General features: G+C 71.2%; 25 protein-coding genes. 19 read left to right on the top strand and 6 right to left on the bottom strand.

All coding sequences use genetic code 11. The annotated features are described in order from the left end of the window. Positions 1 to 15: 15 nt before the first annotated feature. Genes ACWPQI_RS23360 through ACWPQI_RS23335 form a run of 6 tightly spaced genes read left to right on the top strand, consistent with a single transcriptional unit; the run spans position 16 to position 6927 of the window. On the top strand, positions 16 to 1212 hold the full coding sequence (locus ACWPQI_RS23360) for an acyl-CoA dehydrogenase family protein (RefSeq protein WP_010594083.1): 1197 nt from the start codon (positions 16 to 18) through the stop codon (positions 1210 to 1212). Next, a complete protein-coding gene (locus ACWPQI_RS23355) occupies positions 1209 to 1952 on the top strand; it encodes a hypothetical protein (RefSeq protein WP_017680096.1) in 744 nt (247 codons plus the stop codon). The genes ACWPQI_RS23360 and ACWPQI_RS23355 overlap by 4 nt, the downstream gene beginning before the upstream one ends. Further along, positions 1949 to 2806 carry an alpha/beta fold hydrolase gene (locus ACWPQI_RS23350; RefSeq protein WP_040269896.1) on the top strand — a complete coding sequence of 286 codons (858 nt, stop codon included), beginning with the start codon at positions 1949 to 1951 and terminating at the stop codon, positions 2804 to 2806. The genes ACWPQI_RS23355 and ACWPQI_RS23350 overlap by 4 nt, the downstream gene beginning before the upstream one ends. Further along, the gene (locus ACWPQI_RS23345; protein WP_040269891.1) at positions 2803 to 4503 is read left to right on the top strand and encodes an AMP-binding protein; all 1701 of its coding nucleotides are present in this window, start codon (positions 2803 to 2805) and stop codon (positions 4501 to 4503) included. The genes ACWPQI_RS23350 and ACWPQI_RS23345 overlap by 4 nt, the downstream gene beginning before the upstream one ends. Continuing rightward, positions 4490 to 5725: an acetyl-CoA C-acetyltransferase gene (locus ACWPQI_RS23340; RefSeq protein WP_040269889.1), complete on the top strand. Its 1236-nt coding sequence runs from the start codon at positions 4490 to 4492 to the stop codon at positions 5723 to 5725. The genes ACWPQI_RS23345 and ACWPQI_RS23340 overlap by 14 nt, the downstream gene beginning before the upstream one ends. Then, on the top strand, positions 5722 to 6927 hold the full coding sequence (locus ACWPQI_RS23335; RefSeq protein ID WP_017680092.1) for a CoA transferase: 1206 nt from the start codon (positions 5722 to 5724) through the stop codon (positions 6925 to 6927). The genes ACWPQI_RS23340 and ACWPQI_RS23335 overlap by 4 nt, the downstream gene beginning before the upstream one ends. A gap of 22 nt (positions 6928 to 6949) precedes the next feature. On the opposite strand, the gene ACWPQI_RS23330 is transcribed toward ACWPQI_RS23335, so the two are convergent. Next, positions 6950 to 7528: a TetR/AcrR family transcriptional regulator gene (locus ACWPQI_RS23330; protein WP_474738521.1), complete on the bottom strand. Its 579-nt coding sequence runs from the start codon at positions 7526 to 7528 to the stop codon at positions 6950 to 6952. Between the two features lie 141 nt (positions 7529 to 7669). Here ACWPQI_RS23330 and ACWPQI_RS23325 point away from each other — a divergent pair, with 141 nt between their 5' ends. The 10 genes from ACWPQI_RS23325 to ACWPQI_RS23280 all read left to right on the top strand — a co-directional run bounded on the left by ACWPQI_RS23325 (position 7670) and on the right by ACWPQI_RS23280 (position 18005). Beyond that, entirely contained in the window at positions 7670 to 8233 is a 564-nt protein-coding gene (locus ACWPQI_RS23325) for an FAS1-like dehydratase domain-containing protein (protein ID WP_474738520.1), read from the top strand. Beyond that, the gene (locus tag ACWPQI_RS23320; protein WP_017680089.1) at positions 8233 to 8643 is read left to right on the top strand and encodes a Zn-ribbon domain-containing OB-fold protein; all 411 of its coding nucleotides are present in this window, start codon (positions 8233 to 8235) and stop codon (positions 8641 to 8643) included. The genes ACWPQI_RS23325 and ACWPQI_RS23320 overlap by 1 nt, the downstream gene beginning before the upstream one ends. Continuing rightward, a complete protein-coding gene (locus ACWPQI_RS23315; protein WP_474738519.1) occupies positions 8640 to 9050 on the top strand; it encodes a MaoC/PaaZ C-terminal domain-containing protein in 411 nt (136 codons plus the stop codon). The genes ACWPQI_RS23320 and ACWPQI_RS23315 overlap by 4 nt, the downstream gene beginning before the upstream one ends. After that, entirely contained in the window at positions 9047 to 10246 is a 1200-nt protein-coding gene (locus tag ACWPQI_RS23310; protein ID WP_017680087.1) for a lipid-transfer protein, read from the top strand. Before ACWPQI_RS23315 ends, ACWPQI_RS23310 begins: the two co-directional genes overlap by 4 nt. A 29-nt stretch (positions 10247 to 10275) precedes the next feature. Next, the gene (locus ACWPQI_RS23305) at positions 10276 to 11481 is read left to right on the top strand and encodes a DegT/DnrJ/EryC1/StrS family aminotransferase (protein WP_017680086.1); all 1206 of its coding nucleotides are present in this window, start codon (positions 10276 to 10278) and stop codon (positions 11479 to 11481) included. Positions 11482 to 11599: 118 nt separating this feature from the next. Further along, positions 11600 to 12736 (top strand): steroid 3-ketoacyl-CoA thiolase, encoded by a 1137-nt coding sequence (locus ACWPQI_RS23300; RefSeq protein ID WP_040269877.1) that lies wholly within the window; start codon positions 11600 to 11602, stop codon positions 12734 to 12736. A gap of 3 nt (positions 12737 to 12739) precedes the next feature. Further along, positions 12740 to 14941 (top strand): acyl-CoA dehydrogenase, encoded by a 2202-nt coding sequence (locus ACWPQI_RS23295; RefSeq protein WP_474738518.1) that lies wholly within the window; start codon positions 12740 to 12742, stop codon positions 14939 to 14941. A gap of 32 nt (positions 14942 to 14973) precedes the next feature. Further along, on the top strand, positions 14974 to 16182 hold the full coding sequence (locus ACWPQI_RS23290; protein WP_003938756.1) for an acyl-CoA dehydrogenase family protein: 1209 nt from the start codon (positions 14974 to 14976) through the stop codon (positions 16180 to 16182). 1 nt (position 16183) lies between these two features. Next, positions 16184 to 17311, top strand: a complete 1128-nt coding sequence (locus tag ACWPQI_RS23285) for an acyl-CoA dehydrogenase family protein (RefSeq protein WP_010594067.1) — start codon at positions 16184 to 16186, stop codon at positions 17309 to 17311. 88 nt (positions 17312 to 17399) lie between these two features. Next, positions 17400 to 18005: a PaaI family thioesterase gene (locus tag ACWPQI_RS23280; RefSeq protein ID WP_040269870.1), complete on the top strand. Its 606-nt coding sequence runs from the start codon at positions 17400 to 17402 to the stop codon at positions 18003 to 18005. Positions 18006 to 18085: 80 nt separating this feature from the next. Here ACWPQI_RS23280 and ACWPQI_RS23275 read toward each other — a convergent pair whose 3' ends face one another. Continuing rightward, positions 18086 to 18910, bottom strand: a complete 825-nt coding sequence (locus ACWPQI_RS23275) for an IclR family transcriptional regulator (protein ID WP_458603302.1) — start codon at positions 18908 to 18910, stop codon at positions 18086 to 18088. A 97-nt stretch (positions 18911 to 19007) separates the two neighbouring features. After that, positions 19008 to 19931 carry an SDR family NAD(P)-dependent oxidoreductase gene (locus ACWPQI_RS23270; RefSeq protein WP_458602958.1) on the bottom strand — a complete coding sequence of 308 codons (924 nt, stop codon included), beginning with the start codon at positions 19929 to 19931 and terminating at the stop codon, positions 19008 to 19010. 547 nt (positions 19932 to 20478) lie between these two features. Between ACWPQI_RS23270 and ACWPQI_RS23265 the strand changes: the two genes are divergently transcribed. Then, the gene (locus ACWPQI_RS23265) at positions 20479 to 21072 is read left to right on the top strand and encodes a TetR family transcriptional regulator (protein WP_099528088.1); all 594 of its coding nucleotides are present in this window, start codon (positions 20479 to 20481) and stop codon (positions 21070 to 21072) included. A gap of 60 nt (positions 21073 to 21132) precedes the next feature. Here the strand turns inward: ACWPQI_RS23265 and ACWPQI_RS23260 are convergent, their stop codons facing one another. Continuing rightward, positions 21133 to 22377: an MFS transporter gene (locus tag ACWPQI_RS23260; RefSeq protein WP_010594061.1), complete on the bottom strand. Its 1245-nt coding sequence runs from the start codon at positions 22375 to 22377 to the stop codon at positions 21133 to 21135. 76 nt (positions 22378 to 22453) lie between these two features. Here ACWPQI_RS23260 and ACWPQI_RS23255 point away from each other — a divergent pair, with 76 nt between their 5' ends. Further along, the gene (locus tag ACWPQI_RS23255; protein WP_140189014.1) at positions 22454 to 23317 is read left to right on the top strand and encodes a LysR family transcriptional regulator; all 864 of its coding nucleotides are present in this window, start codon (positions 22454 to 22456) and stop codon (positions 23315 to 23317) included. 80 nt (positions 23318 to 23397) lie between these two features. Here ACWPQI_RS23255 and ACWPQI_RS23250 read toward each other — a convergent pair whose 3' ends face one another. After that, positions 23398 to 23718 carry a GYD domain-containing protein gene (locus tag ACWPQI_RS23250; RefSeq protein WP_010594059.1) on the bottom strand — a complete coding sequence of 107 codons (321 nt, stop codon included), beginning with the start codon at positions 23716 to 23718 and terminating at the stop codon, positions 23398 to 23400. A 155-nt stretch (positions 23719 to 23873) separates the two neighbouring features. On the opposite strand from ACWPQI_RS23250, the gene ACWPQI_RS23245 reads away from it, so the two are divergent. Continuing rightward, positions 23874 to 24284: a TIGR03618 family F420-dependent PPOX class oxidoreductase gene (locus tag ACWPQI_RS23245; RefSeq protein WP_040271105.1), complete on the top strand. Its 411-nt coding sequence runs from the start codon at positions 23874 to 23876 to the stop codon at positions 24282 to 24284. Positions 24285 to 24314: 30 nt separating this feature from the next. Here ACWPQI_RS23245 and ACWPQI_RS23240 read toward each other — a convergent pair whose 3' ends face one another. Beyond that, the gene (locus tag ACWPQI_RS23240; RefSeq protein WP_010594057.1) at positions 24315 to 24908 is read right to left on the bottom strand and encodes an HdeD family acid-resistance protein; all 594 of its coding nucleotides are present in this window, start codon (positions 24906 to 24908) and stop codon (positions 24315 to 24317) included. Between the last annotated feature and the right edge of the window lie 89 nt (positions 24909 to 24997).

The following is a 24997-nucleotide window of genomic DNA, read 5'->3' as shown; positions in this document are numbered from 1 at the left end:
TCGAGGGAGTCCCCAATGACCCACCGGCCGTCGCAGCCGCGCACCGACACCCCGCGGTACCTCACCGAAGAGCGCCTCGCCATCCGCGACCTCGCCCGCGACTTCGCCATGACGAAGGTGCTGCCCGTCGCCAACGAACTCGACCCCGTCCAGGGCACCATCCCCGACTCGCTGAAAAAGGAGATGGCCGAGATCGGGTTCTTCGGCATCATGATCCCCGAGGAGCACGGCGGCCTCGGCCTCGGCGTGTTCGAGTACTGCCTGGTCGCCGAGGAACTGTCCCGGGCCTGGATGAGCGTATCGGGGCTGCTCGCCCGCGGTAACGGCATGGGCGGCGGCTTCACCCCCGCGCAGGAGGCAGCCCTGCTCCCGAAGGTGGCCCGCGGCGAATACCTCGGCGCGTACGCGCTGTCCGAGGCGGAGGCCGGCTCCGACGTCGCCAACATCTCCTGCCGGGCCGTCCGCGACGGCGACGAATGGGTCGTCAACGGCACGAAGATGTGGTGCACCTACGCCGACGAGGCCGACTACCTGGTGCTGTTCGCCCGCACCGATCCGCACAGGGATCCGGCCAAGCCGCACCGGGGAATCAGCGCGTTCCTCGTCGAGAAGCAGCGCGGCGTCTTCCCGGAGGGGATCTCGGGCACCAAGGTCCGCAAGATCGGTTACTTCGGCTGGAGTACCTGGGAACTGTCGTTCGACAACTTCCGCATCCCCGCCGACAAGATGCTCGGCGAGGAAGGAAAGGGCTTCTACCTCGCCGTCTCCGGGCTCGAGGTCGGCCGCGCCCACACCGCCGCCCGCGCGATCGGCCTCGCCCGCGCGGCCCTCGAGGACTCGATCGCCTACGTGCACACCCGGCGTCAGTTCGGCCGGCCCATCGGCGACTTCCAGCACCTGCGGTTCAAGATCGCGAAGATGGCGGCCGACATCGAGGCGGCCCGCCAGCTCATGTACTCCGTCGCCACCGACATCGACACCGGACGCCGCTGCTCGCTCGAGGCGTCGATGTGCAAGCTCGTCGCCACCGAGATGGCCGAGCAGGTCACCAGCGAGGCGGTGCAGATCCACGGCGGCGCCGGCTACACCACCGACTTCCAGGTCGAACGACACTGGCGCGACGCCCGCCTGACGAAGATCTTCGAAGGCACCAGCGAGATCCAGATGCGCATCATCTCCGACGAGCTGCTCGGAAGGCCGGAAACCGCATGAGCACCACCGTGACCGCATCGCCCACCGTCCGCGTCGGCGATCGTACCGCCGCTCCCGTCCGGATGACCTCCGAGCTGCTTTCCGAGTCCGGAATCGTCCTCCCCACAGGAACGTTCGCCCTCGGAACCGTGGCCGCCGAGCTGCTCACCCCGCGCGTGCCGGCCGCGCACCGCACACGTCTGCGCTGGACGGCGATCGCGCCGGTCACGGCGGTGGACCGGATCCGGTCGGAGGCCGTCGTCACCCGCGTCGAGGGCGCCACCGCCGAGCGGTTCGTCCGTGTGCTCGACGCCACCGGCGCCGTCCGCGAGGAGGGGACCGAGACCTGGCAGCTCGACTCGCCGGCCGCGACCGCCACCGAGCTCGACTTCTGCACCCCTGCGTGGGGAGAGTTGTTGCGCGGCAGCCTCGCCGACGATCCGGCCTTCGCCTCGTCGCTGGCCACCTGGGACGGCACCGTCGGCCTGCGCAGCGGCGACCGCGAGGTGCACCTGCGGATCTACCGTGGCCGCATCGTCGACGTCACCCGCCGCACCCCGCACGGTGCCACCTTCACGTTCGTCGCACCCGACCACCTGTGGGTCGACCTGGTCCTCGGTGCGCGCGACGACTTCATGCGCCGCGCGATCGGTGGCGAATTCTCCGCCACCGGAGACGGATACGAGTACCTCCGGCTCACCAAGCCGCTGAACCTGATCATCGGCCACGCCCGTGCCGTCGCGAGAAAGGCCCGCTCATGATCGAGGCCCGCTACCTGGACATCGACGGAGCCCTCGGGTTCGTCGAGATCGTCACGCCCGAAGGGACTCCCGCCGCCGACACGCTGCCCACCGTGCTGTGCCTGCACACCGCCGGCCAGAGCGGAGTGCAGTGGCGGCACGTCGCCCGCGACCTCGCCGTCCGCGGCTACCGCGTCCTCGTGCCCGACCTGCCCGGCCACGGCCGCTCCGAGCCGGCCCCGGCCGGACCGGTCACCAGCCTCACCACCTACGGCGACTGGCTCGGCGCGCTGCTCGACGCGCTCGACGTGCACCGGCCGTACGTGCTCGGCTGCTCCATCGGGGGCAAGCTGACCCTCGAGCTCGCCACCCGGCCCGAGCGGCCGCTCGCCGGCGCCGTCGCGATGGAGGCCGAGGCCGCTCCGGGCCGGGTCAACGTCGCCGGTCTGCGGCGCGAACTCGAGGACGTCGCCGGGCCGTCGCGCGCCGAACGGACCTACCTCGGCACCCTCGCCTCCGTCGGGCGTTCGGTACCCGTCGCGACGGCGCACCGGATCGCCCTCATGCACAAGCGGGAGGACCCGGAGATCTCCTCGTCCGACCTCATCGGCTGGGGCACCCACGACGTCCGCGACCGGCTGTCGCAGTTGACCTGCCCCCTGCACCTCGTCGTCGGCTCGGACGACCCGTGGCTCGAGCCGGACGCCGTCGCGGACCTCGCCGACCGGATCAACGAGATCTCGCCCGGCCGCGCACGGTTCACCCGGCTCGACGGCATCGGCCACTACCCGATGGAGGAGGTCGACGACTTCGCCGCGCTCGCCGACGCCTGGCTCACCGAGCTACGTGCCGCCACCACGGAGGTGCTGTCGTGACCGCCACGACCACCGCGGGGCTCGCCGCCTTCCTCGACGACCTCGTCGCCGCCGATCCGGACGCCGTGGTCACCTACGACGTCGCCGACGGCCGGCTGCTGGCCTGCACTCGGGCCGAGCTTCGCCGCCGCGCGCAGGCGCTGCGGACCGAACTCGAGGCCGTCGGCGTCGAGCGCGGCCGGTGCGTCGCCGTCCTGCTCCCCAACTGGTCCGACGCGCTCGTCTGGCAGTTCGCGGCCGCCGCGCTCGGCGCCCACGTCATCGGGGTCAACACCCGCTACAACACCGGGGAGGTGGCCCACATCCTCACGGCCGCGCGGCCCGCGGTCGTGGCCGTCGCGGCGGGCTTCCACGGGCTCGACCTGTTCGGCGCCCTGCGCGACGCGGCGGGCACCGCGGCGGTGCCGCCCCCCGCGGTCGCCGTCGTGGGCGGCCCCGGCACCGACGCCGGCGATCCGACCGGATTCGATCTCGGCGCGGGCTCCTGGTGGGCGGGCAGCGGCGACACCCGCGGGGTGCGCGTCCCGGACACCCCGGACACCGCCGTGCCCACCCCGGCCGGGACGGAGGACGATCCGGCGGATCCGCTGGCCGTCGCGTTCACCACCTCCGGCTCCACCGGCACCCCGAAGCTCGCGGCGCACCGGGACTCCGCGGTGGTGCGGCACGCCCGCGCGGACGCCGCGATCATGCGGGTCGCCCCCGGCGACGTCGCGCTGTGCGTGCTGCCGGTGTCCGGCGTGTTCGGCTACAGCACCGCGATGGCCGCCCTCGCCGGGGGCGCCACGCTGCTCATGGAGCCGGTCTTCGACGCGGCGGCGACGCTGCGCCGCATGGAGCACCTGCACGTGACGCACGTGGTCGGCGGCGACGACCTGTTCGGACGCCTGTACGACACGTGGCACGGCGAGGTGCGGGCCGACCTGTCCGCGCTGAAGTGGCTCGGCATCGCCGACTTCCTCGGCCGTTCCCACGAGATCGCCCGCTGGGCCCGCGACGAGTTCGCCGCCCACACCTCGGGGGTGTTCGGCTCGTCCGAGGTGTTCGCGCTGACCCTGCTCTGGTCGGACTCCGACCCGGAGTCGGTGCGCTGGAACGGCGGCGGCCGGCCGGTCGATCCGGCGATCCGGGTGCGTATCGCCGACCCGCTCGACGACCGGGTGCTGCCGGACGGCGAGCAGGGCGAGCTGCAACTGCGCGGCCCCAACGTCGTCGACGCGTACCTCGGCAACCCGGACGCCGCGGCGCGCGCGTTCACCGCCGACGGCTGGTTCCGCAGCGGCGATCTCGCTGTCGCGACCGGCGACGGCGGCTGCACCTACGTGTGCCGGATGGGAGACGTGCTGCGGCTGCGGGGATTTCTCGTGGACCCGGCCGAGATCGAGCACCGGCTGGCCGAGCATCCCGGGGTACGGACGGCCAAGGTCGTCGGCATCACCGGCGACGGCGGCTACACCCGGGCCGTGGGCTTCGTCGTCCCCGCCGACGACGCCCCGGCCGACTTCGATGCGGCATCGCTGAAGGCCTGGTGTGCCGACACACTCGCCGCGTTCAAGGTGCCCACGGCGATTCACGTCATCGAGGCGATGCCCACGACGGTGGGCGGCAACGGCACCAAGATCCGTGCCGTGGAGCTGCGCGAGTGGGCGCAGGACTGGACCGATCGGGAGAGGGATTTCCGAAATGACCACAACTGACGCGACCGCCAACGACGTGGTGATCTGCGAACCCCTGCGCACGCCCGTCGGGCGGTACGGCGGGGTGTTCGTCGACGTGCCCGCCACCGACCTCGCCGCCGGGGTGATCTCGGAACTGCTGTCCCGCACCGGGATCGACCCCGAGTCGGTGGACGACGTGATCTTCGGCCAGTGCTACCCCAACGGGGAGGCCCCCGCGATCGGCCGCGTCGTCGCGCTCGACGCGGGCCTGCCGGTGACGGTGCCGGGCCTGCAGCTCGACCGGCGGTGCGGCTCCGGGCTGCAGGCCGTGCTCGACGCCGCGATGCGCGTGCAGACGGGCGTGGCCGACGTCGTGATCGCCGGCGGCGTCGAATCCATGAGCCGTGCCGAGTACTACACCGAATCGATGCGGTGGGGCGCCAAGGGCGCGCCGGCCGCGCTGCACGACCGGCTCGCCCGTGGCCGTGTCACCGCCGGCGGACGCAACCATCCCGTGCCCGGCGGGATGCTCGAGACCGCGGAGAATCTGCGCCGCAGGTACGGGATCGGTCGTCGCGAACAGGACGAGCTGGCGGTCGAGTCGCACCGGCGTGCGGTGGCGGCGATCGACTCGGGGGTGTTCGCGGAGGAGATCGTGCCGGTGTCCGTGCCCCAGCGCAAGGGTGACGACCGGGTCGTGGACCGGGACGAGCACCCGCGGGCCGACACCACCGTCGACACCCTCGCCAGGCTCCGGCCGATCATGGCGGCGCAGGACCCGGAGGCGACGGTGACCGCAGGTAACGCCAGCGGTCAGAACGACGGTGCCGCAGCGTGTCTCGTCACGACCCGCGCCCATGCGGAGCGGCTCGGCCTGCGACCGCTGGGCCGGCTGGTCACGTGGGCGGTGGCCGGTGTCGCACCGGCCGAGATGGGCATCGGACCGGTGCCCTCGACCGAGAAGGCCCTGAAGCGGGCCGGTCTCACGCTCGCCGACATCGACCTGATCGAACTCAACGAGGCGTTCGCGGCGCAGGCGCTGGCGGTGACCCGCGAGTGGGGCTTCACGGCAGCCGATTTCGAGCGGACCAACGTCAACGGCTCGGGAATCTCGCTCGGTCACCCGGTCGGGGCGACCGGCGTGCGCATCCTCGCCACGCTGCTGCGCGAACTCGACCGCCGCGGAGCGCGGTACGGACTCGAGACGATGTGCATCGGCGGTGGGCAGGGGTTGACGGCGATCTTCGAGAGGGTGGCATGACGACGCGCCCGCTCGACGGGGTGCGCGTCGTCGACCTGTCCAGCTTCGTCGCCGGACCGACCGCCGGGCGCATCCTCGCCGAGCTCGGCGCGGACGTGATCCGTGTGGACCCGCTCGGTGGCGCGGTCGACGGTGGTCGCTGGCCCCTCGCGGGGTCGGGGGCGAGCCTGTACTGGACGGGCCTGAACCAGGCGAAGCGGTCCGTCGCGGTGGATCTGCGCAGCGAGGACGGCCGCGCCGTCGTCACCGACCTGATCGCCGAGGCGGGCATCGTGCTCGAGAACGCGGCCCGCGCGCCCTGGCTCGCGCACGACGTGCTCGCCGCACGGCGGCCCGACCTGATCCACCTGCACATCGCCGGCAACGCCGACGGCTCGCCCGCGGTGGACTACACCGTCAACGCCGCGGTCGGCCTGCCCCTGATGAGCGGACCCGTCGACGGGACGGTCCCGGTGAACCACGTGCTCCCGGCCTGGGACCTGATCACCGGGGTGCAGGCGGCCCTGGGCATCGTCGCCGCGCTGCGGCGGCGGGATCGCACGGGCGAGGGCGCCTACCTCGAACTCGCCCTCGAGGACGTCGCGGTGTCCGCGGTCGCGAGCATGGGCTGGCTGGCCGAGGCGGAGGAACGCGGGTCCGGCCGGGAGCGGCAGGGCAACGCGCTGTACGGCAGCTACGGCTCGGATTTCGCCACCGCCGACGGCCGTGCCGTCATGGTCGTCGGCCTCACCGCCGCCCAGTGGCGGGGGCTCGTCGAGGTCACCGGCACCGCCGAGGTGTTCGCGGCACTCGAACGGCATCGCGGGCTGCGATTCGCCGACGAGGGCGACCGCTACGCCGCGCGGGACGAGATCACCGCGATCCTGCGTCCGTGGTTCGCGGCGCGCACGCTCGCCGAGATCGAGAAGGAACTGTCCGGCAGCCGGGTGCTGTGGGCGCCGTACCGGACCATGGACGAGGTGGCCGCCCGCGAGTATGCCGTGATCGAACGCGTCGAACAGCCCGGTGTCGGTGCGGTACCGACGGCGCGTTCCCCGTTGCGCTGGGACGGGACGTACACCGGGGCGCGCCCGGCGCCCCAGCACGGGCAGCACACCCGCGAGGTTCTGGCGGAACTCGGGCTGGGACCCGGCAGCATCGACGCGCTCCTGGATGCCCAGGCGGGGACGCCGGCGCCGTCGGCCCGGCCCGACGGGGCGTAGCACCACGCCCGCGAACACGGCGTCATTTCTCCTCCGCGAAGCCCCCGAAGAACAGCGCGACGAGCAGGTCGGTGAACTCGTCCGTCGTGTAGTCGTCGCGTCCCGGCCAGTGCATGCTCGCCCACAGTGTGTCCCGCACGGTGCGGTAGAAGACCTCGGCGGGAATGTCGGAGCGGAAGCTGCCGTCGGCGACACCGGCGGCGAGGGCGGTGAGCCAGTAGTCGCGCACCGTGCGTGACGGCGCGTCGACGACGTCGAGCAGGCCGTTGTCGCGCAGGTATTGCCGGTTCTGCTGGTAGATCGCCGTCGGATGGGGATGTTCCTCGATCACGGCGAGCGTTTGCCGAATCAGGCCGCGCACCGTCTCGCGGGCGCTCGTCGATGTCTCCACCACGCGCCGGAAGCGCTGGTCGATGTCGGCCATGAAGCCGCTGAGGATCACGGCGACGATCGCATTCTTCGATCTGAAGAAGTGGTACAGGCTGCCGGAGAACACTCCGGCGCGTTCGCCGATGTCACGGACCGTCGTGGGGGCGATCCCCTTGGTTGCGAAGAGTTCGGCCGCGAGCCGCATGATCTCGTCGCGTCGGTCCGACGTCATGGTCACTTTTCCCTTCCGTTTCGCCGGTTCGGCTCGAGTTTTCTGCCGTCCGTTCCAACTGAGTGGGAACGGGCCGTCCCGGCGGGGCATCCGCGCCTACCGTACTGCACCAAGCGCTTGCTCAAGAAAGGTGGTGCGGACGTGCCGACGCTGGAACAGGAGTTGGAACGGGAGTTCGAGCAGTACGTCGGGCGGGTGGCCGAGCCCGCCCGGGTGGCCCGGTACGCCGTGGACGAGGCGATGATCCGGAACTGGGTCGAGGCCCACGACGACTACAACCCCGTCTATGTCGACCGGGACGCGGCCCGCGCGACCGGACGACCGGACGTGGTGTGCCCGCCCGCGATGATCTCGACGTGGGTGATGGCCGGCTACCGGCGCTGGCGCGAGGTGCAGCGGCTGCGCGCCGAAGGACGGACCGAGGACTTCGCCTACTCCGAGCTGATGACTCTGCTGGACCGGCACGGCTTCACCTCCGTGGTCGCCACCAACGTCGAGCAGGACTACCACCGCGAACTCGTCCGGGGCGACCACGTCACCGCGCACTTCACCATCGAGTCGATCTCCCCGGTCAAACGCACCGGCCTCGGCCGCGGCTGCTTCGTCACCCTGCACAAGCGCTACGAGAACCAGCACGGCGAACTGCTCGTCGAGGAGCGATTCCGGTTGCTCCGCTTCGACCCGAACACCACCGAGGAGGCGTGATGACGGCCGTTCCCAGGTTGACGATCACCCAGGACAACGAGTTCTGGTTCGCAGCCGCCCGCGAGGGCAGGCTCGAGATCCAGCGCTGCAGCGACTGCGGCGCACTCCGGCATCCGCCGGGACCGGCGTGCCCGAAGTGCCGCTCCTTCAAGTGGGACACCGTCGAGTCGTCGCGCCGCGGCACCCTGCACAGCTGGACCGTGATCCACCACCCGAAGGACCCGTCCTTCGACTATCCCCTCGCGGTCGGGCTGATCGACCTCGAGGAGGGCATCCGGATCGTCGCCGACATCGCCGGGGTCGAGCACGACCGGCTGCGGATCGGCATGGAGCTCGAGGTCGGCTTCGCCGAGCACGCGCACGGCGAAATCCTGCCGCAGCTGCGCCTTCCGGGCGGGGGTGCCGCATGAGCCTGCCGATCGTGTCCGTCGGCACCGAACTGCCGGCACTGGACCTACCGCTCGACCGCAGCACCATCGTCGCCACCGCGATCGCCTCCCAGGATTTCGAGGATGTGCACCACGATCCGGGTGCAGCCGAAAAGCGCGGCACGCCCGACATCTTCATGAGCATCAACTCGACGAACGGATTCGTCGACCGCTACATCACCGACTGGGCCGGGCCGGCCGCCCGCATCCGCCGCGTCGCACTGCGGCTGGGCGTCCCCAACTTTCCCGGCGACACCATGCGCCTGACCGGGACGGTGACCCGCGTCGACGCCGGCGCCGTCACCGTCGAGGTGCTCGGCCGCAACGCCCGAGGAACACATGTGACCGCCGAGGTCACCGTCGCACCGTACGAAGGACAGACACGATGAGCGGCAAGGCAATTCCCGACGGGGGTTTCGCCCGCAAGGCGGCGATCGCGGGTATCGGCGCCACCGAGTTCTCCAAGAACTCCGGGCGCAGCGAATGGCAGCTGGCCTGCGAGAGCGTGCTCGCCGCGCTCGAGGACGCGCAGATCGGCGTCGAGGAGGTGGACGGCTTCGCGCTGTTCACGATGGAGACCAACCCCGAGATCGCGGTCGCCCGGGCACTCGGCATCCCCGAACTGACGTTCTTCAGCCGCATCCCGCACGGCGGCGGCGGCGCGTGCGCACCCGTGCAGCAGGCGGCGCTCGCCGTGGCCAGTGGGGTCGCCGACGTCGTGGTCGTCTACCGGGCCTTCAACGAACGCTCCGGCACCCGGTTCGGCGCCGGCCCGCCGCCGTTCGCCTACACGGCCAACACCGACCAGGAATACCGCAACTGGATCAACCCCTACGGGTTGCTCACCCCCGCCCAGCAGGAGGCGTTCCTCGCCCGGCGCTACATGCACAAGTACGGGGCGACCAGCGCCGACTTCGGCCGCATCTCCGTGCTCTCGCGCAAGCACGCCGCCGTCAACCCCAGGGCCTGGTTCTACGAGCGGCCCATCACCCTCGACGACCACCAGAACTCCCGGATGATCGCCGACCCGCTGCGGCTCCTCGACTGCTGCCAGGAGAGCGACGGCGGCCAGGCCCTGGTGATCGTCAGCACCGAGCGGGCCCGCGACCTGCCGCACCCGCCGGCCGTCGTCTCCGCCGCCGCGCAAGGCGTCGGACCCCAGCAGATCTCCATGAGCAGCTACTACCGCGAGGACATCGACGAGATGCCCGAGGTCGAGCTGGTGGCACGGCAGCTGTGGGATCAGGCCGGCATCGATCCGGACGACATCGACGCCGCGATCCTCTACGACGCGTTCACCCCGATGGTGCTGCTGCAACTCGAGGAGTACGGGTTCTGCGGCCGCGGCGAGGCCAAGGACTTCATCGCGGACGGCAACCTCGAACTCGACGGCCGCCTGCCCGTCAACACCCACGGCGGACAACTCGGCGAGGGATACATCCACGGCGTCAACGGAATCGCCGAGGGCGTGCGCCTGATCCGCGGTACGTCGGTGAACCAGCCCGGCAAGGACGTGTCGAACGTTCTGGTCACGGGCGGCTCCCCGGTGCCGCACAGCGCACTCGTGCTCTCCGCCGACAACTGACCGACCACCCATCCAGAGAAAGTCCGAACATGACCGAACGCATCACCTATGCCCGCGCCACCCACGGCGAGGACGAAATCCGAGCGGTGGTCGACGTCCTGCGCAGCGGCCATCAGGGGCTGCGCATCGGCAAGAACGTCTTCGAGCTCGAACGCCGCATCCCCGAGTTGTCCGGGAAGCAGTACGGCGTGATGTGCAACTCCGGATCGTCCGGCCTGTACCTCGCGGTCGAGCTGCTCGACCTGCCGAAGGGCAGCGAGGTCATCACCTCGCCGCTGACCTTCTCCACCGACGTCGCGCCCCTCGTGCGCGCCGGCCTGGTACCGGTCTTCGTCGACGTCGAACCGGACACGTTCAACGTCGACGTCACCAAGATCGAGGCGATGGTCACCGACCGCACCAGCGCCGTGCTTGTCCCGAACCTCGCCGGCAACTGCCCCGACTGGGACGCGATCCGGACCGTCGCCGACCGGCACGGCCTGAAGGTGATCGAGGACACCTGCGACACCCTTGGTGCCCGGCTGCACGGCACGCCCACCGGCGCGCGTGCCGACCTGAGCGTCACCAGCTTCTCCATGGCCCACATCATCACGTGTGCCGGCACCGGCGGCATGGTCATGATGGACGACGAGCAGACCCGTGATCGTGCACTCCTGCTTCGCCGCTGGGGACGTCGCTCCGAGCCGAACCTGTTCGGCAACGGGGGTGGACGCGTCTTCCGGGAGGATCTGGACGGGGTCGACTACGACAACGACTTCATCTTCGATCTGCTGCCGTGGAACTTCGAACCGTCCGAACTCGGCGCCGCCTACGGCGTCGTGCAGCTGAACAAGCTCGCGCAGAACTACGAGCGGCGCCGCAAGACCTTCGCGGAGTTCACCGCCGCATACGGCGCCTACCCCGAGTTCTTCCGCACGCCGGTCGAAACCGACGGCCTCGACACCGCCTGGCTGTGCTATCCCGTCACGGTCTCCGCCGACGCCCCGTTCTCCCGCAGTGACCTGCAGGAGTTCGTCGAAGCGCAGGGCATCGACACCCGAACCGTGTGGAGCGGCAACATCACCCGCCATCCCATGATGGCGGGCGTCGAGCACCGCGTGCCCGACGAGGGGCTGCCCGAGGCCGATGCGGTGTTCGAACGCGGCATGACGCTGGGCATGAGTCACGGGCTCTCCGACGAGGAGGTCACCCGCGTGACCGGCGCGATCCACGCCTTCGCCGCGAAGTGGCGGTGACCGTCGTGCCGTCCCGTTTCACCGGCCGGATCACCGCCGGCCCCGGCCTGGTCGACGAATCAGGGCTCGAGATCCACGGCCTCGACAACCGACAGTGGACCCGACCGGAGGTACCCGCATGAAACCCGTGATCGTCGACGCCGCACGCACCCCCTTCGGCAAGCGCGACGGCTGGATCTCCGGTCTGCACGCCGCCGAGCTACTCGGACTCGCGCAACGCGGCGTGCTCGACCGGCTCGGCCTCGACGCCGCCCTCGTCGAGCAGGCCGTCGGCGGGTGTGTCACCCCGATCGGGGAGCAGTTCGGCAACATCACCCGCACCGCGTGGATGCACGCCGGCCTGCCCTCCCACACCGGGACCACCACCATCGACGCCCAGTGCGGCACCGCGCTGCAGGCGGTGCATCTCGTCGCCGGGCAGATCGCGCTCGGCACCCTCGAGGTCGGCCTGGCGTGCGGCGTCGAGCTGATGTCGCGGGTCCCGCTCACCTACAAGGTCGGCACCGGCGCCGGCACCCCGCGACCGGCGTCGTGGTCGGTGGACACCCCCGACCAGTACACCGCGGCCGACCGCATCGCCCGGCACCGCGGCTTCGCCCGCGAGGACCTCGACGCGTTCGGCCTGAGGTCGCAGCAACGGGCGCGCGACGCCTGGGACGCCGGGTGGTTCGACCGGCAGATCATCCCCGTCGCCGTCCCCGGCGACGACGGCAGCAGCACCGTCACCCGGGACCAGGGACTGCGCGAGACCAGCACGGAGGCGCTCGCGCGGCTGCGTCCCACGATCGAGGGCGGCCTGCACACCGCCGGCACCTCGTCGCAGGTGTCCGACGGGGCGAGCGCCGCGGTCCTGATGTCCGAGGACAGGGCACGAGAACTCGGCGCGGCGCCGCGGGCCCGGCTGCTCGCGCAGTGCGTCATCGGCGGCGACACCGAGTTCATGCTCGACGGCCCGGTGGCTGCGGCGCAGATGCTGCTCGACCGCACCGGGATGACGGTCGCCGACGTGGACCTGTTCGAGGTCAACGAAGCCTTCGCCGCGGTGCCGATGTCGTTCGCCGAGGTGCTCGAGGTCGACCCGGACGTGCTCAACGTCGGCGGCGGTGCCATCGCCCTCGGCCACCCGGCCGGCGCGACGGGAATCCGGTTGCTGGCCACCGCGATCGACGAGCTCGAACGCCGGGACCGGCAGGTCGCGATGATCGCCATCTGCGCGTCCGCCGCCACGACGTGCATGATTCTGGAACGGATGTAGGCCATGACGATCGCACTCGACGCCGACCACCGCGACCTCGCCGACTCCGTCGCGGGCCTCGCCCGTCGTCACGCCCCGATCGAACGCACCCGCGCCGCATTCGCCGACCTGGCGGCGGGCAAGCGGCCGGAGATCTGGGATGCGTGCGTCGCGCAGGGCCTGCACGCCCTGCACCTGCCCGAGGAGCACGGCGGCGGTGGGGCGGGACTGCCGGAACTCGCGGTCGTGGCGGAGGAGTTCGGCCGCGCCCTCGTTCCCGGCCCGTGGGTGCCGACCGTACTGGCCGGGGCGTTGGTCGCCACCCTCCCGCCCGAGGGCCTCGTCGCGGACCTGCTGCGGCGGTTCGCCGAGGGCGCGACCGGCGCCGCCGTCACCACCCCCGGCCTCGTCGCGACCGCGTCGGGGCGGGGATGGACGGTCACCGGTGTCTCCGAGCCGGTGCTCGGGTTGCCGGGCGCCGACGAGGTGATCGTGCGCGCCACCGCCGACGGCGCGCCCGTGTGGTTCCGGTTGCCGTCCGCGGCCGGGGAGGTCGAGGTCGCCGACGGCGTGGACCTCACCCGGTCGGTGGGACGACTGCGGCTGTCCGCAGCGGCGATCACACCCGAGGACCTGCTCCCGGCGATCGCCGACGACGACGTGCAGCTGATCGGCAACACGGTGCTCGGCGCCGAGGCCGCCGGAATCGCGGCGTGGGCACTGGACACCGCCGTCGACCACGTCCGCAACCGTCACCAGTTCGGCCGCCCCGTGGGCAGTTTCCAGGCCGTGCAGCACAAGGCCGCGATGATGCTGGTGCGCAGCGAGATCGCCCGCGCGGCGGCGTGGGACGCCGCCCGCTCGGTGCGCCAGGACCGGGAGCAGCAGCGTCTCGCGGCAGCGCAGGCGGGGCTGACGGCGGTGCCGGCGGCCGTCGACGTGGCGCTCGAATGCGTCACGTTGCTCGGCGGTATCGGCTTCACCTGGGAACACGACGCGCACCTGTACTGGCGACGGGCACTGTCGATCGCCTCCGTCGCCGGCCCGGAGGACGTCTGGGCACGCCGGCTCGGTGAGCTCGCGCTGTCGGGCGAGCGCGACTTCTCCTTCGTCGAAGCCGATGCGCTACCGGAGCTGCGTGCGCAGGTCGGCGCCGTCCTCGACGAGGTACGGGCACTGCCGGACGACGCGGTGCGCAGCGACGGCTGGGCGCCGGCACGCGGCGGGGCACGTCGCGCCCGCCTCGCCGAGGCCGGACTCGTCGCGCCGCACTATCCCCGGCCCTACGGCCTCGCGGCCGGACCGCACGAACAGGCCGTGATCGCGGACGAATTCGCGTGCCGCGGCCTCGAACTACCAACCACCGTCATCGGCGAGTGGGCCCTGCCCACCCTGCTGCGGCACGGCACCGAGGACCAGCAGCGGCGTTTCGTCACTCCCACCCTGCGCGGCGAGATCGTCTGGTGCCAGCTGTTCAGCGAGCCGGGCGCCGGCTCGGACCTCGCCGGGCTGTCCACCCGCGCCCGCAAGGTGGACGGCGGCTGGGTCCTCACCGGACAGAAGGTGTGGAATTCGATGGCCCACGAGGCGGACTGGGGAATCTGCCTGGCGCGCACCGATCCCGAGGCGCCCAAGCACGAGGGCATCTCGTACTTCCTCGTCGACATGCGCAGCGAGGGGCTCGACGTGCGGCCACTGCGACAGGCGACCGGGCGGGCGGAGTTCAACGAGGTGTTCTTCGACGACGTCTTCGTCCCCGACGACTGCCTGGTCTCGGAACCGGGGCAGGGCTGGCGCCTCGCGGTGACCACCCTCGCCAACGAACGGCTCAGCATGGGCGCACAGCTCGCGCACGGTGCGGCCGCGCGGGTGCGCGACGTCGTCGAGTCGGGGCGCTACGCCGCCGCCCGCGACGACGCACTGCGCGTCCTCGGCCGCAACACCGGCCGTGAGATGGCCCTGTCGGCGATGAACCTGCGCAGCGTGCTGCGCCGGTTGTCCGGTCTCGACGCCGGGGCGGAGATCAGCGTGCAGAAGGTCTTCAGCGCCCTCGCCCAACGCGACGGCTCGCGCGGACTGGTCTCGCTGCTCGGTCCGCTCGGCGCCGCCGACGACGACGGCCACATGCTCGACCACCTCGGTCTGCCCGCGGTGCTCTTCGGCGGCGGCACCATCGAGATCCAGCTGAACGTGATCGCCCGTCGCGTGCTGGGACTGCCGCGCTGACACCGACCACACCACATCCACCTGGAGGGGCTATGCACCCGGAACTGTCCGACGATTCCCGTCGGCTCCGCACCGAACTACGCAACTACTTCGCCGAGATCATCGACGACGACGACCGGCGCGCCCTCGTCGACCAGACCGAGGGCGGACCCGTGTTCGACCGCATCCTGCGACGGATGGGCCGCGACGGGTGGCTCGGTCTCGGCTGGCCCACCGAATACGGCGGCCGGGGAGAGGATCCCGAGGCCCTGTACGTGTTCTACGACGAGGTGATCCGCGCCGGCGCACCGCTGTCGCTGGTCACCCTCAACACCGTCGCGCCGGCGCTGATGAAGCACGGGACCCAGGCGCAGAAGGACTTCTTCCTGCCGCCGATCCTGGCCGGTGAACTGATCTTCGCCATCGGCTACACCGAACCGAACGCGGGCACCGACCTCGCCTCGCTGCAGACCCGCGCCCGCATCGAGGGCGACGAACTGGTCATCAACGGCAACAAGATCTTCACCAGCGCCGGCGTCTACGCGGACTGGATCTGGCTGGCCGTCCGCACCGATCCGGACGCGCCGCGGCACCAGGGCATCTCGGTGGTGCTGGTACCGACGTCGGCGCCCGGGTTCTCGGTGACCGAGATCCACACCGTCGGTGGCATCAGCACCTCCGCCACCTACTACGACGACGTCCGCGTGCCGCTGACCAACGTCGTGGGCGAGCTGAACCAGGGTTGGGGCCTGATCACCAACCAGCTCAACCACGAGCGGGTCGCGCTCGCGGCCCGCGGCGGCATCGCGAACGAGCTGTACGACGCCGTGCTCGCCTGGGCGCAGTCCGAGCCCCTGGGCGCCGGGACCGTCTACGACCTGCCCTGGGTGCGTACCAATCTGGCGGAGACGTACGCACTGCTCAGTGCCGCCGACCTCGTCAACCTCCGGCTCGTCGCGGACGTCGCCGCGAACACCCTCGGCGGCGGTGACTCCGCGGCCGCCAAGATCTTCGGCACCGAGGCGGTCGTCACCGCCTACGGCAAGATGCAGGAGATCCTCGGTGTCCGTGGCCTGCTGCGGCCCGGTAGCCCCGGAGCCGTCGTCGAGGGACGCGTCGAAACCTTGGCGCGCAGAGCCCAGAACAACACGTTCGGCGGCGGCACCAACGAGGTGATGCGCGAGATCGTCGCCGCCAAGTGCCTCGGCATGACGCTCGCCGCCCGTCGCCGCACCGACGCCCCCACCAGCACGAGGAGCTGACATGGATTTCGAACTCGACGAGGACCTGACGAGTGTGCAGGATCTGGCGTCCCAGCTCTTCCGGCAGCTCGCGCCGGTGGAGCGGGTCGTCGAGGTGGAGCAGAACGAGGGCGGTTTCGACGCGACGCTGTGGGGTGCCCTCGCCGACGCGGGCCTGCTCGGCATCGCGGTGCCGGAGGAGTCCGGGGGCGCCGGGATGGGTCTGCTCGGCCTGATCACCGTGCTCGAGCAGCAGGGCCGGCACGTGGCGCCGGTACCGCTGTGGTCGGTGACGGCGGCCGCCTCGGCGATCGTCCGGTTCGGCACGGCCGAGCAGGTCGAACGCCTGGTCCCCGGCATCGTCGACGGCTCCCGGCCGATCGTCGCGGCATTCGACGCCCCCTACGGTGAACTCACGTCGCTGTCGGCGGTGAGCAAGGGCGACGACCTGGTCGTCAGCGGAACCGTCGCCGGTGTGCCCGCCGCAGCCGTGGCCGCCGCGGCGACCGTTCCGGTCCGGTGCGACGACGGTTCGCTCGCCGTCGTGGTGATACCGACCGGGGCGGACGGCGTCACGGTGGAACCGGTCGCCGCGACCGACCGGGGCAGCTTCGCCAATGTCCGGTTCGACGACGTCGTCGTGCCCGCAGTCGATCGTCTGCCGGGCGACGGCGCGGAGACGGTCGCCTGGGTGCGCCGCCGGATCCAGCTCGCGCTCGCCGCGGTGCAGCTGGGCGTGTGCGAACAGGCGCTGCAGACGACGGCCGAATACACCTCGCAGCGAATTCAATTCGGCCGGCCACTGTCGACCAACCAGGCGGTGGCGGTGCGCGCGGCCGATGCCTACCTCGACACCGAGGCGATCCGGCTCACCACCCGGCGGGCGGCGTGGCTGCTCGACGCCGGACGGGAGCAGGAGGCCGAATCCGCGGTTCTCGTCGCCAAATGGTGGGCGTCGCGAGGCGGTCTGCGGGTGGTCCACGCGACGCAGCACCTGCACGGCGGTATCGGTGCGGACGTGGACTACCCGATCCACCGCTACTTCCTGTGGGGACGGCAGTTGTGCTTCACCCTCGGCGGCGCGGACGCCACGGCGGCCGCGCTGGGCGACGTCCTCGGGTCTGCGCCCCGGATCGGGGCACCCGCGTGACGACCGCCGGGCGCCCGACGCTCGTCACCGGCGCCGGGCGCGGCATCGGCCGGGCGCTCGCGCGCCGGGGCGCCGGAGGAGGCTCCCGATGACCCGTACCGTCGACGTGCCCGCGGACCTGCGGGAGGCGACCGCGGAGCTCGTCGCCGCGACCCGCGCGCTGATGCTGGCCGCGGCGACCACGACGGCGGACGCCGACACCGTCCGCGCCGCCCGCGCAACGATCGCCGAACTGGCCGAGACCCTCGGCAGCCGGCCGCGTCCGCGGGTGCTGCGTCCCCCGTTCGACGGACCGTCGCGGTCCCGGGACACGGGCGGGCGCGAGCCGTGGGCGCTGTTCACCCACAACCCGATGGGCATTCCGCTCGAGATCCACTTCGGCGCGGACGAGGCGCGGGCCCGGCTGGTCGCGAACGCCCTGCACGAGGGCCCACCCGACAGCGTGCACGGCGGGTTCAGCGCCCACCTGCTGGACTGCATGCTCGGCACCCTCATGCAGGCCCGGGGCAGCCGTTCGCTGACGGCGTCGCTCGACCTGCGCTACCTGCGGCGCACGCCGCTCGACGAGCCGCTGGATCTGTACTCGCGGATCGTCGAGACCGAGGGCCGGAAGACCGTCGCCGAGGGCTGGATCGAGTGCCGCGGTGAGCGCACGGTCGAGGCGCGGGGAGTGTTCGTCCGCGTCGAGACGTGAGCAGTGCCCGCCGGCGGAACAGCCTGCGGAAAGAGTGAATTCGCGGCGCGCCGGACGACCTCCGGCGCGCCGCCCCCGTTCTAGTTCACGACACCCACGCGTGTTCGGTGCGACAGGCGGGTGCGCGCGGTGGAACCGGACCGGCCCGGCGTGAGCACCTGTGAGGTGCGGCGAGCGGCGGCCCAGACCATCGGCGCGATGTGGGCGAGTTCGACCGTTCCGCGGCACGCCACCGAGATCGCGCCCACGACGCCGTCGGGGCCGACGACCGGTGCGGCGACGGCGCTGATGGACATCGGGCACGAGTGGCCGGGCACGAACGCGAGACCCTGCCGCTGGCGCACGCGGTTCAGGCGCTCGTGCAGGGCCGACAGGTCGGCCCGGGACCGCACGTGCGGTCCCGCCGTCATGAGTGCGTCGACCCGCTCCGGCTCGAGGCCGGCGAGCAGCGCCCGTCCGCTGACGGTGCTCTCGGCCGGCAGCCGGGTCGCCACCTGGGAGGGGATGCCCGCGCTGGCCGCGCCCCCGATCCGGTCGAGGAAGTAGACGGACGAGCCTTCGAGCACGGTCAGGTGCGCGACACCGCCCGTGCCGATCTGCAGGTCGTTGAGCAGCCCCGCGGCCGCGGCGCGCAGCTGCGAGTAGTCCCGGGGCCGGGCCATCGTCTGCATCCGCAGGCCGGGGCCGTATCCGCGGGAGTCGTGTTCGACCCAGTGCAGGTCGACGAGCTGGGTGAGGAGACGGAAGACGGTCGAGCGGGGCAACCCGGTGGCGGCCGTGATCTCCTCGAGGAACATCCGGTCGGGACCGGACACGAAGACGTCGAGGATCTGGGTGAACCGCTCTGCGACACTGGGGCGCTGCTCGCGCGGCATGTCCGGCAACGGAATCGGGTCACTATGCATCACAGTCAATGTCTGGCCTCCTTCGCCTCACATTACCTAGCACTTGCTTGGTGCGCTATGCGGAACACCGGCATCCCCCCGCCCCGGCGGGATGCCGTCATGCGAGTTTGGTGCGCACGCCGGTGGTGTCCAGGGCTGCGACGCTGCGGGCGGAGAATGTACGGTCGGCGGGACGATCGGCGAAGTATCCGGAGACCTGCGCGTCGAGTTCGTCGACGGTGAAGACCCCGGAGCCGGCGGTGAATCGGTTCTCCACCACCGGCGGCGCCATCAGTGCCACCATGTCGCCGTAGACGACGAAGACCTGCCCGTTCACGCGGCTCGACGCCAGGCACGCCAGGTAGGCGACGAAGGTTGCCACCCGCTCGGGAGCCAGGATGTCCACGGGCGAACCGGACGGGTCTTCGTCGAAGACGTGCGCGGTCATCTCCGTGCGGGCTCTCGGGGCGATGGCGTTGGCGGTGACCCCGTAGCGGGACAACCCCTGTGCCGCGGCCAGGGTGAGGGCGACGATCCCGGACTTGGCGGCGGCGTAGTTCGATTGCCCCGCCCCACCGAAGAGGAACGCCTCCGACGTGGTGTTGATCAGCCGTCCGTACACCGGGGAGTCCGACGACTTCGACTGCGCACGCCAGTATCTCGCCGCCGCGGTGGTCAGTGCCGCATGCCCCTTCAGGTGCACCCGGATCACGTCGTCCCACATCGCTTCGGTCATGGTGACCAGCATCGCGTCACGGATGATGCCGGCGTTGTTCACGACGACGTCGAGGCTGCCGAACTGGTCGACGGCCGCGTCGACGAGACGGTCGCCGATCGACCAGGTTCCGACGTCACCTTCGACGGCGATCGCCCTGCCGCCTCGCTCCTCGATCTCGGCGGCGACGGTGTGTGCAGCGGCTCCGATGTCGTTCACGACGACAGCCGCGCCCCGTTCGGCGAGTGCCAGTGCCTCGGCCCGGCCCAGGCCGGACCCGGCTCCCGTCACCACGGCGGTGCGGCCGGTCAGGTCGGTGTCACTCACGGCGTCTCCTTGCTTCGGTGGATGCCGGCCCCATGGGCCGGGGACGAGTGGCCCGCACGGGCCCGGGCTGTCCTGCAGGGCGGCTCGCACCTCCGGTGGTCGATCCTGTCGACGGGAAGCGCACGACTTCGGGTGCTCGGTGCCGGGAAGGCTGCCGGGTGTCCGCCTCGCAGCGTAGCCGCCCCGGGGGCGCATTCAATAGAATCACGTTCCTCCCTATCCGGGGCTCGCTGGTCATTCGACCCAGGACGGTGCTCGTTCAAGTACCCCACTTCTGGAATACAGGACCTCTAGAAGTAGAACACAATTCTATTTCACTGACCGGGACTGCCGGTCGCGACCGTGCCGGCCCGGGGTGCGACGCGGCGGCGGCGGCGGTCTCGGCGTCACCAGGCTTCCGTATCCCGGAGGAGAGGCGCCGGCGAGGTCATGAAGACAATCGTCGCGACGAACCTCGGGCTGTGACCCCGGCGTCGCTGCCGCGGGGGCACGCTAGTCTGCGCGGGTGAGTTCCGCAGCCGCCGGCGTGCCCATGAGCCCGGACGACATGACGCCCGCGCAGTTGCGGCGACGTGACCGGATCACCGAGGCCGTCGTCGCGATGCTCGAGGAGACGGGCCCGGACAGCATCCAGATGCGGGACGTGGCCGAGCGTTCCGGAGTGGCGCTCGGCACCCTGTACCGGTACTTCCCGGCCAAGCCGCAACTGCTCGCCGCCGCGATGGTGGCGTGGAACGACCGCCTGTCGCAGCGGCTCGCCACCGAGCGCCGGCGCCGATCCGACCGCGACGCCCGCGCGGAGGATGCGGTGGAGCGTGTCGTCCGGTTGTACGTGCGGCAGATGAAGGCGTTCCAGCGGGGCCCGCACTTCGCCCGTCTGGAGGTCGAGTTGCAGACCTCCCGGGATCCGTATGTGGTGGAGACTCTGGTCGAGCGGTCGGCGGTCAACCGTGCGGCCGTCTTCGAGGCGATGGAGGGGATTCCGGCGGAGCGGGCCCGGCTGGCGTCGTTGGCGATCGGCAGCACCATGCTCACTTCGCTGATGCTGTGGACGACGGATCGCATCAGGTTCGCCGAGGCGCTGCGCAACGTCGAGGACGTGTGCCGGCTGGTCCTGAGCGACCGTCCCGTCACGAGCTGACGAATGCCCACAAGGAAGACGAATCCCGTTTTGATGCAAAGACTCACGCGTCCACGGCGGTCACCTCTGCACACCCGTCGAGTGTCCGTCGTCGCGTGACTCCGCTCCGGAAGCACACCGGTTCCGCCGCAGGAACTCCCGGACGAAGAGGACGAAACCCGCGGTGGGGAAGGCCGCTCCGAGGACGCAGACCGCACGCCATCCGCCGGTGAGGTAGGCAGCCGTGGACAGTGCGCTGCCGAGGGAGCCGGCGAGAAAGTAGGAGGTCATATAGGCGGTGTTCAGGCGGCTGCGGGCGTCGGGCCGCAACGGCTGGATCAGGCTCTGGTTGCTGATGTGCGTTCCCTGGATGCCCAGGTCCAGCAGGGCGACGCCCACCGCGAGTGCGAGCACGTGCTGTTCGCCGAAGGCGAGGAACACGAAGCTGACCGCGGTGGCGGCGACGAACAGACCCGTCTGCCGGCGCGCGTAGCCGCGGTCGGCGAAGATGCCGGCCGTCCGTGCTGCCAGCGCGCCGGCGACCCCGACGAGGGTGAAGATCCCGATGCGGGCCTCGGACCACCCGTACCCCGGTCCGGCGAGCAGGAAGCCGACACTGGTCCAGAACACCCCGAACGAGGCGTAGGTCAGGGCACCGTAGGCGATGCGGCTGCGCAGCACGGGTTCGTCGCGGATCAAGCACACCACCGAGGCGAGCACCGTGCGGTAGCCGGCGGTGGTCGCCGGCGGCAGGACCGGAAGGGACTGCACCAGCAGCACAGTGCAGAGCATCAGGACCGCCGCGAGCACGAATACTGCTCGCCACCCGGCGATCTCCGCCACCAGGCCCGCCACGACGCGGGAGAGGAGAATGCCGAGCAGCAGGCCGGTCATCACGTTTCCGATCACACGTCCGCGTTCGTCGTCCCGGGCCAGGCTCGCAGCGAACGGGACGAGGATCTGGCCCACGACCGATCCGGTACTGACGAGCACGGCCGTAGCGGCGAGGATCTGCCAGCTCGGTGCCCAGGCCATGACCAGCAGGCCGGCGGCCGTGAGCACGAGCATGCGTCGCAGCAGCCGTCGCCGCTCGACCATGTCGCCCAGCGGCACCAGCAGGGCCAGGCCGGCGGCGTACCCGATCTGCCCCGCGGTGACTACCCATCCGACCTGCGTGGTGGAGGCGTCGAGGCTGTCGGCGACGGCGCCGACGAGCGGTTGAGCGTAGTAGCTGTTGGCCACCACCAGACCGGAGGCCAGGGCCATCGCGCCGACGAGCCCGCGGGGCATCCGGGCTGTCGGGGCGCCGGTGGACGTGGACTGCATGGCACCGATCCTGCGGGCCCCGGTATTGATGTGTCCAACGGGATGAATCGATGAATCCGAGCGATAAGGTCGATGAATGGAACTACGGCAGCTGCGGCACTTCGTGGCGGTCGCCGACCTCGGGCACTTCACCCGGGCCGCCGAATCGGTGCATCTGTCGCAGTCGGCGCTCAGCGCGTCCGTGCGGGCGCTCGAGAACGAACTCGGGACGTCGCTGTTCGAGCGCACCACCCGGTCGGTGCTCCCGACCGCGGCGGGCCGAACGCTCTACCCCTACGCGCAGCGGTTGCTGCGCGAGGCCGCGGAGGCCCGCGCAGCCGTGGCGAGACTGGAAAGCGGCGAGGCCGGCACCCTCGCGGTGGGCACCGTGCAGACATTCCGGGCCGCGGATCTGCCGTCGCTGCTCGCACAGTTGCACCGCACTCACCCGGGCATCGAGGTGGCGCTGCGGGAGGCGACCACCACCGAACTGTTCGACGCCCTCGCCACCGCAGAACTGGACCTCGCATTCGTCGCCCTCGACGCGCGTCCGCTCCCGGCCGGCCTCGTCACACTCCGCACCTACACCGAAGAACTCACCGCCGTGGTCGCGCCCCGCCATCCGCTCGCCGCGGTCGGGGCGATCGATCCCGCGGAGCTGCAGCCGTACCCGTTCATCGAATTCGAGGCCGGTACCGGCCTGCAGACCACGGTCGAGGCGCTGTTCGTCCGCGCGGGCGTGCACCGCGACGTGACGTTCCGCGTCGGGGACATGGATCGCCTGCTCGATCTCGTCCGCCACGGTCTCGGGGTCGCCGTCATCCCGGAACCGATCGCGCGACGCAGCGGCCTGCACCGCATCGGGCTGCGGCCCGGGCCACCGCACCGCACCCTGGCGCTGGTGTGCCGTGACCCGGCCCCGTCCTCGACGGCCGCGCAGTTGTTCCTCGACCTGCTCTGACCCGGCGGTCCGCCCGACGGGGAGCGGGACGCTCGGCAGTGTGGGGGAGCGGCCCGCTCAGTAGTGAGGGAGCGTCCCGCTCAGTGCCCCGGCGTCCGGTAGGCGGCGTTGCGATGCACCGCGTCGTCCATCTCCTGGGGGGTGAGCAACCGGATCGGTACGGAACGCGCGATGCCCGACGCCCGGGTGCGGAACTCGAGCGTGGCCGCCGCGAGATCGTCGGGCACCTCCCCGATGACGTAGAGATCGTGCCCGCCGAGCGCGAAGTGCACGGACTCGACGCTGCCACCGACGCTCTCGACCATCTCGGTGATGGCGGAACTACGGACGGAACCACCCTCGGAGAGCAGACCCTGCGCGCCCTCGGGGGTGTAGGTGACCTGCCACAGGTACTTCGGCATGTTCTCGACTCCTCGGCTGTCGGGCCATTCCACGGCCGGGCTCGGTGCCCCCTCCATCGTCGACCCGCTCGCTCCGTCGTGGGGCGGTTTCGCGCCGAACCGGCGTAGGTTCGTCACCGGACCGCCCGACCGTTTCCGACGAGAGGACCACTGCCGTGCCCAGACCTCCGCTGCCGCAGGCCGTCGCCGAGATGCTCGCCCAGCCGAACTACGCCACCATCAGTACGGTGCGAGCCGACGGGCATCCGGTGTCGGTGCCCACCTGGTATCTGTTCGAGAACGGCCGGATCCTGGTGAACATGGATGCCGGGCGCAAGCGGCTCGAGCACCTGCGCCGCGATCCCCGGGTCAGCCTGAGCGCGATGGACCCGGCGGACTGGGTGACCCACGTGAGCATCCAGGGGCGGGTCGTCGAGTTCGTCGACGACCCCGAGCTGACCGACATCGACCGCGTGGCGCGGCACTACACCGGCAAGCCCTACGGGGTGCGCAACCGGCCGCGGGTCAGTGCCTGGATCGAGATCGACCGCTGGCATGCCTGGGGCCGGCTGAAGGATGCGGCCTGACACAGCTCCTCCGCCGGCCCGGGGCCGGGCTCACACGAGCCCGGCCTCCTTCGCCACCTTCCGAACCTGGAAGGCCACGACGATCAGCAGCACGCCGAAGAGGATGGCGTAGATTCCCAGCAGCCAGATCAGGCTGATGATGCCGCTGCCGGGGAAGATCAGCAGCACGACACCCAACAGCACCGCGAGGATGCCGGCGACGAGCGACCACCCCCATCCCGAGTTCGGGACCTTCCGGAAGCTCAGCGCACCGATGATGCCCGTGACGCCGAACAGGATCGCGTAGAACGCGATGATGTACAGCACCACGAGTGCGGTGGCCGCGGGCCAGACGAGGGCGACGATGCCCGCGGCGATGGAGACCAGGCCCATCGCGAGCCACCAGCCCCAGCCGTCGAGGCGGGCGCGGTCGCGAATCGCGTGGTAGACGAGTACGACGCCGTCGACGATGGCGTAGATGCCGAACACCACCACCAGGGCCCAGACGGTGATCCCCGGCCACACCAGGGCGACGACACCGAACAACACGGCGAGGATGCCCCGGATCAGCACCAACCACCACATCTGTTTGAACAGGGGACTGAACTGATCGTTTGCGGTGAAAGCTCTCTCGGACACGGCCACTCCTAGGATGCGGTCTCGTAGTTCGGGCACAGCGTAGGCCCGTGCCGCCCCTGCCGCCTGCCGAATGACGATCCGATTCCCAGTCGTGA

The sequence above is a fragment of the Rhodococcus sp. LMD genome (assembly GCF_056108245.1).
Note: the sequence above shows the minus strand (reverse complement) of the source record. Positions and strands in the feature narration are given on the sequence as shown.

Bases quoted from the DNA above. Each gene is read 5' to 3' on its own strand.
- ACWPQI_RS23360 (WP_010594083.1), top strand. From the start codon at position 16: ATGACCCACCGGCCGTCGCAGCCGCGCACCGACACCCCGCGGTACCTC.
- ACWPQI_RS23355 (WP_017680096.1), top strand. From the start codon at position 1,209: ATGAGCACCACCGTGACCGCATCGCCCACCGTCCGCGTCGGCGATCGT.
- ACWPQI_RS23350 (WP_040269896.1), top strand. From the start codon at position 1,949: ATGATCGAGGCCCGCTACCTGGACATCGACGGAGCCCTCGGGTTCGTC.
- ACWPQI_RS23340 (WP_040269889.1), top strand. From the start codon at position 4,490: ATGACCACAACTGACGCGACCGCCAACGACGTGGTGATCTGCGAACCC.
- ACWPQI_RS23335 (WP_017680092.1), top strand. From the start codon at position 5,722: ATGACGACGCGCCCGCTCGACGGGGTGCGCGTCGTCGACCTGTCCAGC.
- ACWPQI_RS23330 (WP_474738521.1), bottom strand. From the start codon at position 7,528: ATGACGTCGGACCGACGCGACGAGATCATGCGGCTCGCGGCCGAACTC.
- ACWPQI_RS23320 (WP_017680089.1), top strand. From the start codon at position 8,233: ATGACGGCCGTTCCCAGGTTGACGATCACCCAGGACAACGAGTTCTGG.
- ACWPQI_RS23315 (WP_474738519.1), top strand. From the start codon at position 8,640: ATGAGCCTGCCGATCGTGTCCGTCGGCACCGAACTGCCGGCACTGGAC.
- ACWPQI_RS23310 (WP_017680087.1), top strand. From the start codon at position 9,047: ATGAGCGGCAAGGCAATTCCCGACGGGGGTTTCGCCCGCAAGGCGGCG.
- ACWPQI_RS23305 (WP_017680086.1), top strand. From the start codon at position 10,276: ATGACCGAACGCATCACCTATGCCCGCGCCACCCACGGCGAGGACGAA.
- ACWPQI_RS23300 (WP_040269877.1), top strand. From the start codon at position 11,600: ATGAAACCCGTGATCGTCGACGCCGCACGCACCCCCTTCGGCAAGCGC.
- ACWPQI_RS23295 (WP_474738518.1), top strand. From the start codon at position 12,740: ATGACGATCGCACTCGACGCCGACCACCGCGACCTCGCCGACTCCGTC.
- ACWPQI_RS23290 (WP_003938756.1), top strand. From the start codon at position 14,974: ATGCACCCGGAACTGTCCGACGATTCCCGTCGGCTCCGCACCGAACTA.
- ACWPQI_RS23285 (WP_010594067.1), top strand. From the start codon at position 16,184: ATGGATTTCGAACTCGACGAGGACCTGACGAGTGTGCAGGATCTGGCG.
- ACWPQI_RS23280 (WP_040269870.1), top strand. From the start codon at position 17,400: ATGACCCGTACCGTCGACGTGCCCGCGGACCTGCGGGAGGCGACCGCG.
- ACWPQI_RS23275 (WP_458603302.1), bottom strand. From the start codon at position 18,910: ATGCATAGTGACCCGATTCCGTTGCCGGACATGCCGCGCGAGCAGCGC.
- ACWPQI_RS23265 (WP_099528088.1), top strand. From the start codon at position 20,479: ATGACGCCCGCGCAGTTGCGGCGACGTGACCGGATCACCGAGGCCGTC.
- ACWPQI_RS23260 (WP_010594061.1), bottom strand. From the start codon at position 22,377: ATGCAGTCCACGTCCACCGGCGCCCCGACAGCCCGGATGCCCCGCGGG.
- ACWPQI_RS23255 (WP_140189014.1), top strand. From the start codon at position 22,454: ATGGAACTACGGCAGCTGCGGCACTTCGTGGCGGTCGCCGACCTCGGG.
- ACWPQI_RS23250 (WP_010594059.1), bottom strand. From the start codon at position 23,718: ATGCCGAAGTACCTGTGGCAGGTCACCTACACCCCCGAGGGCGCGCAG.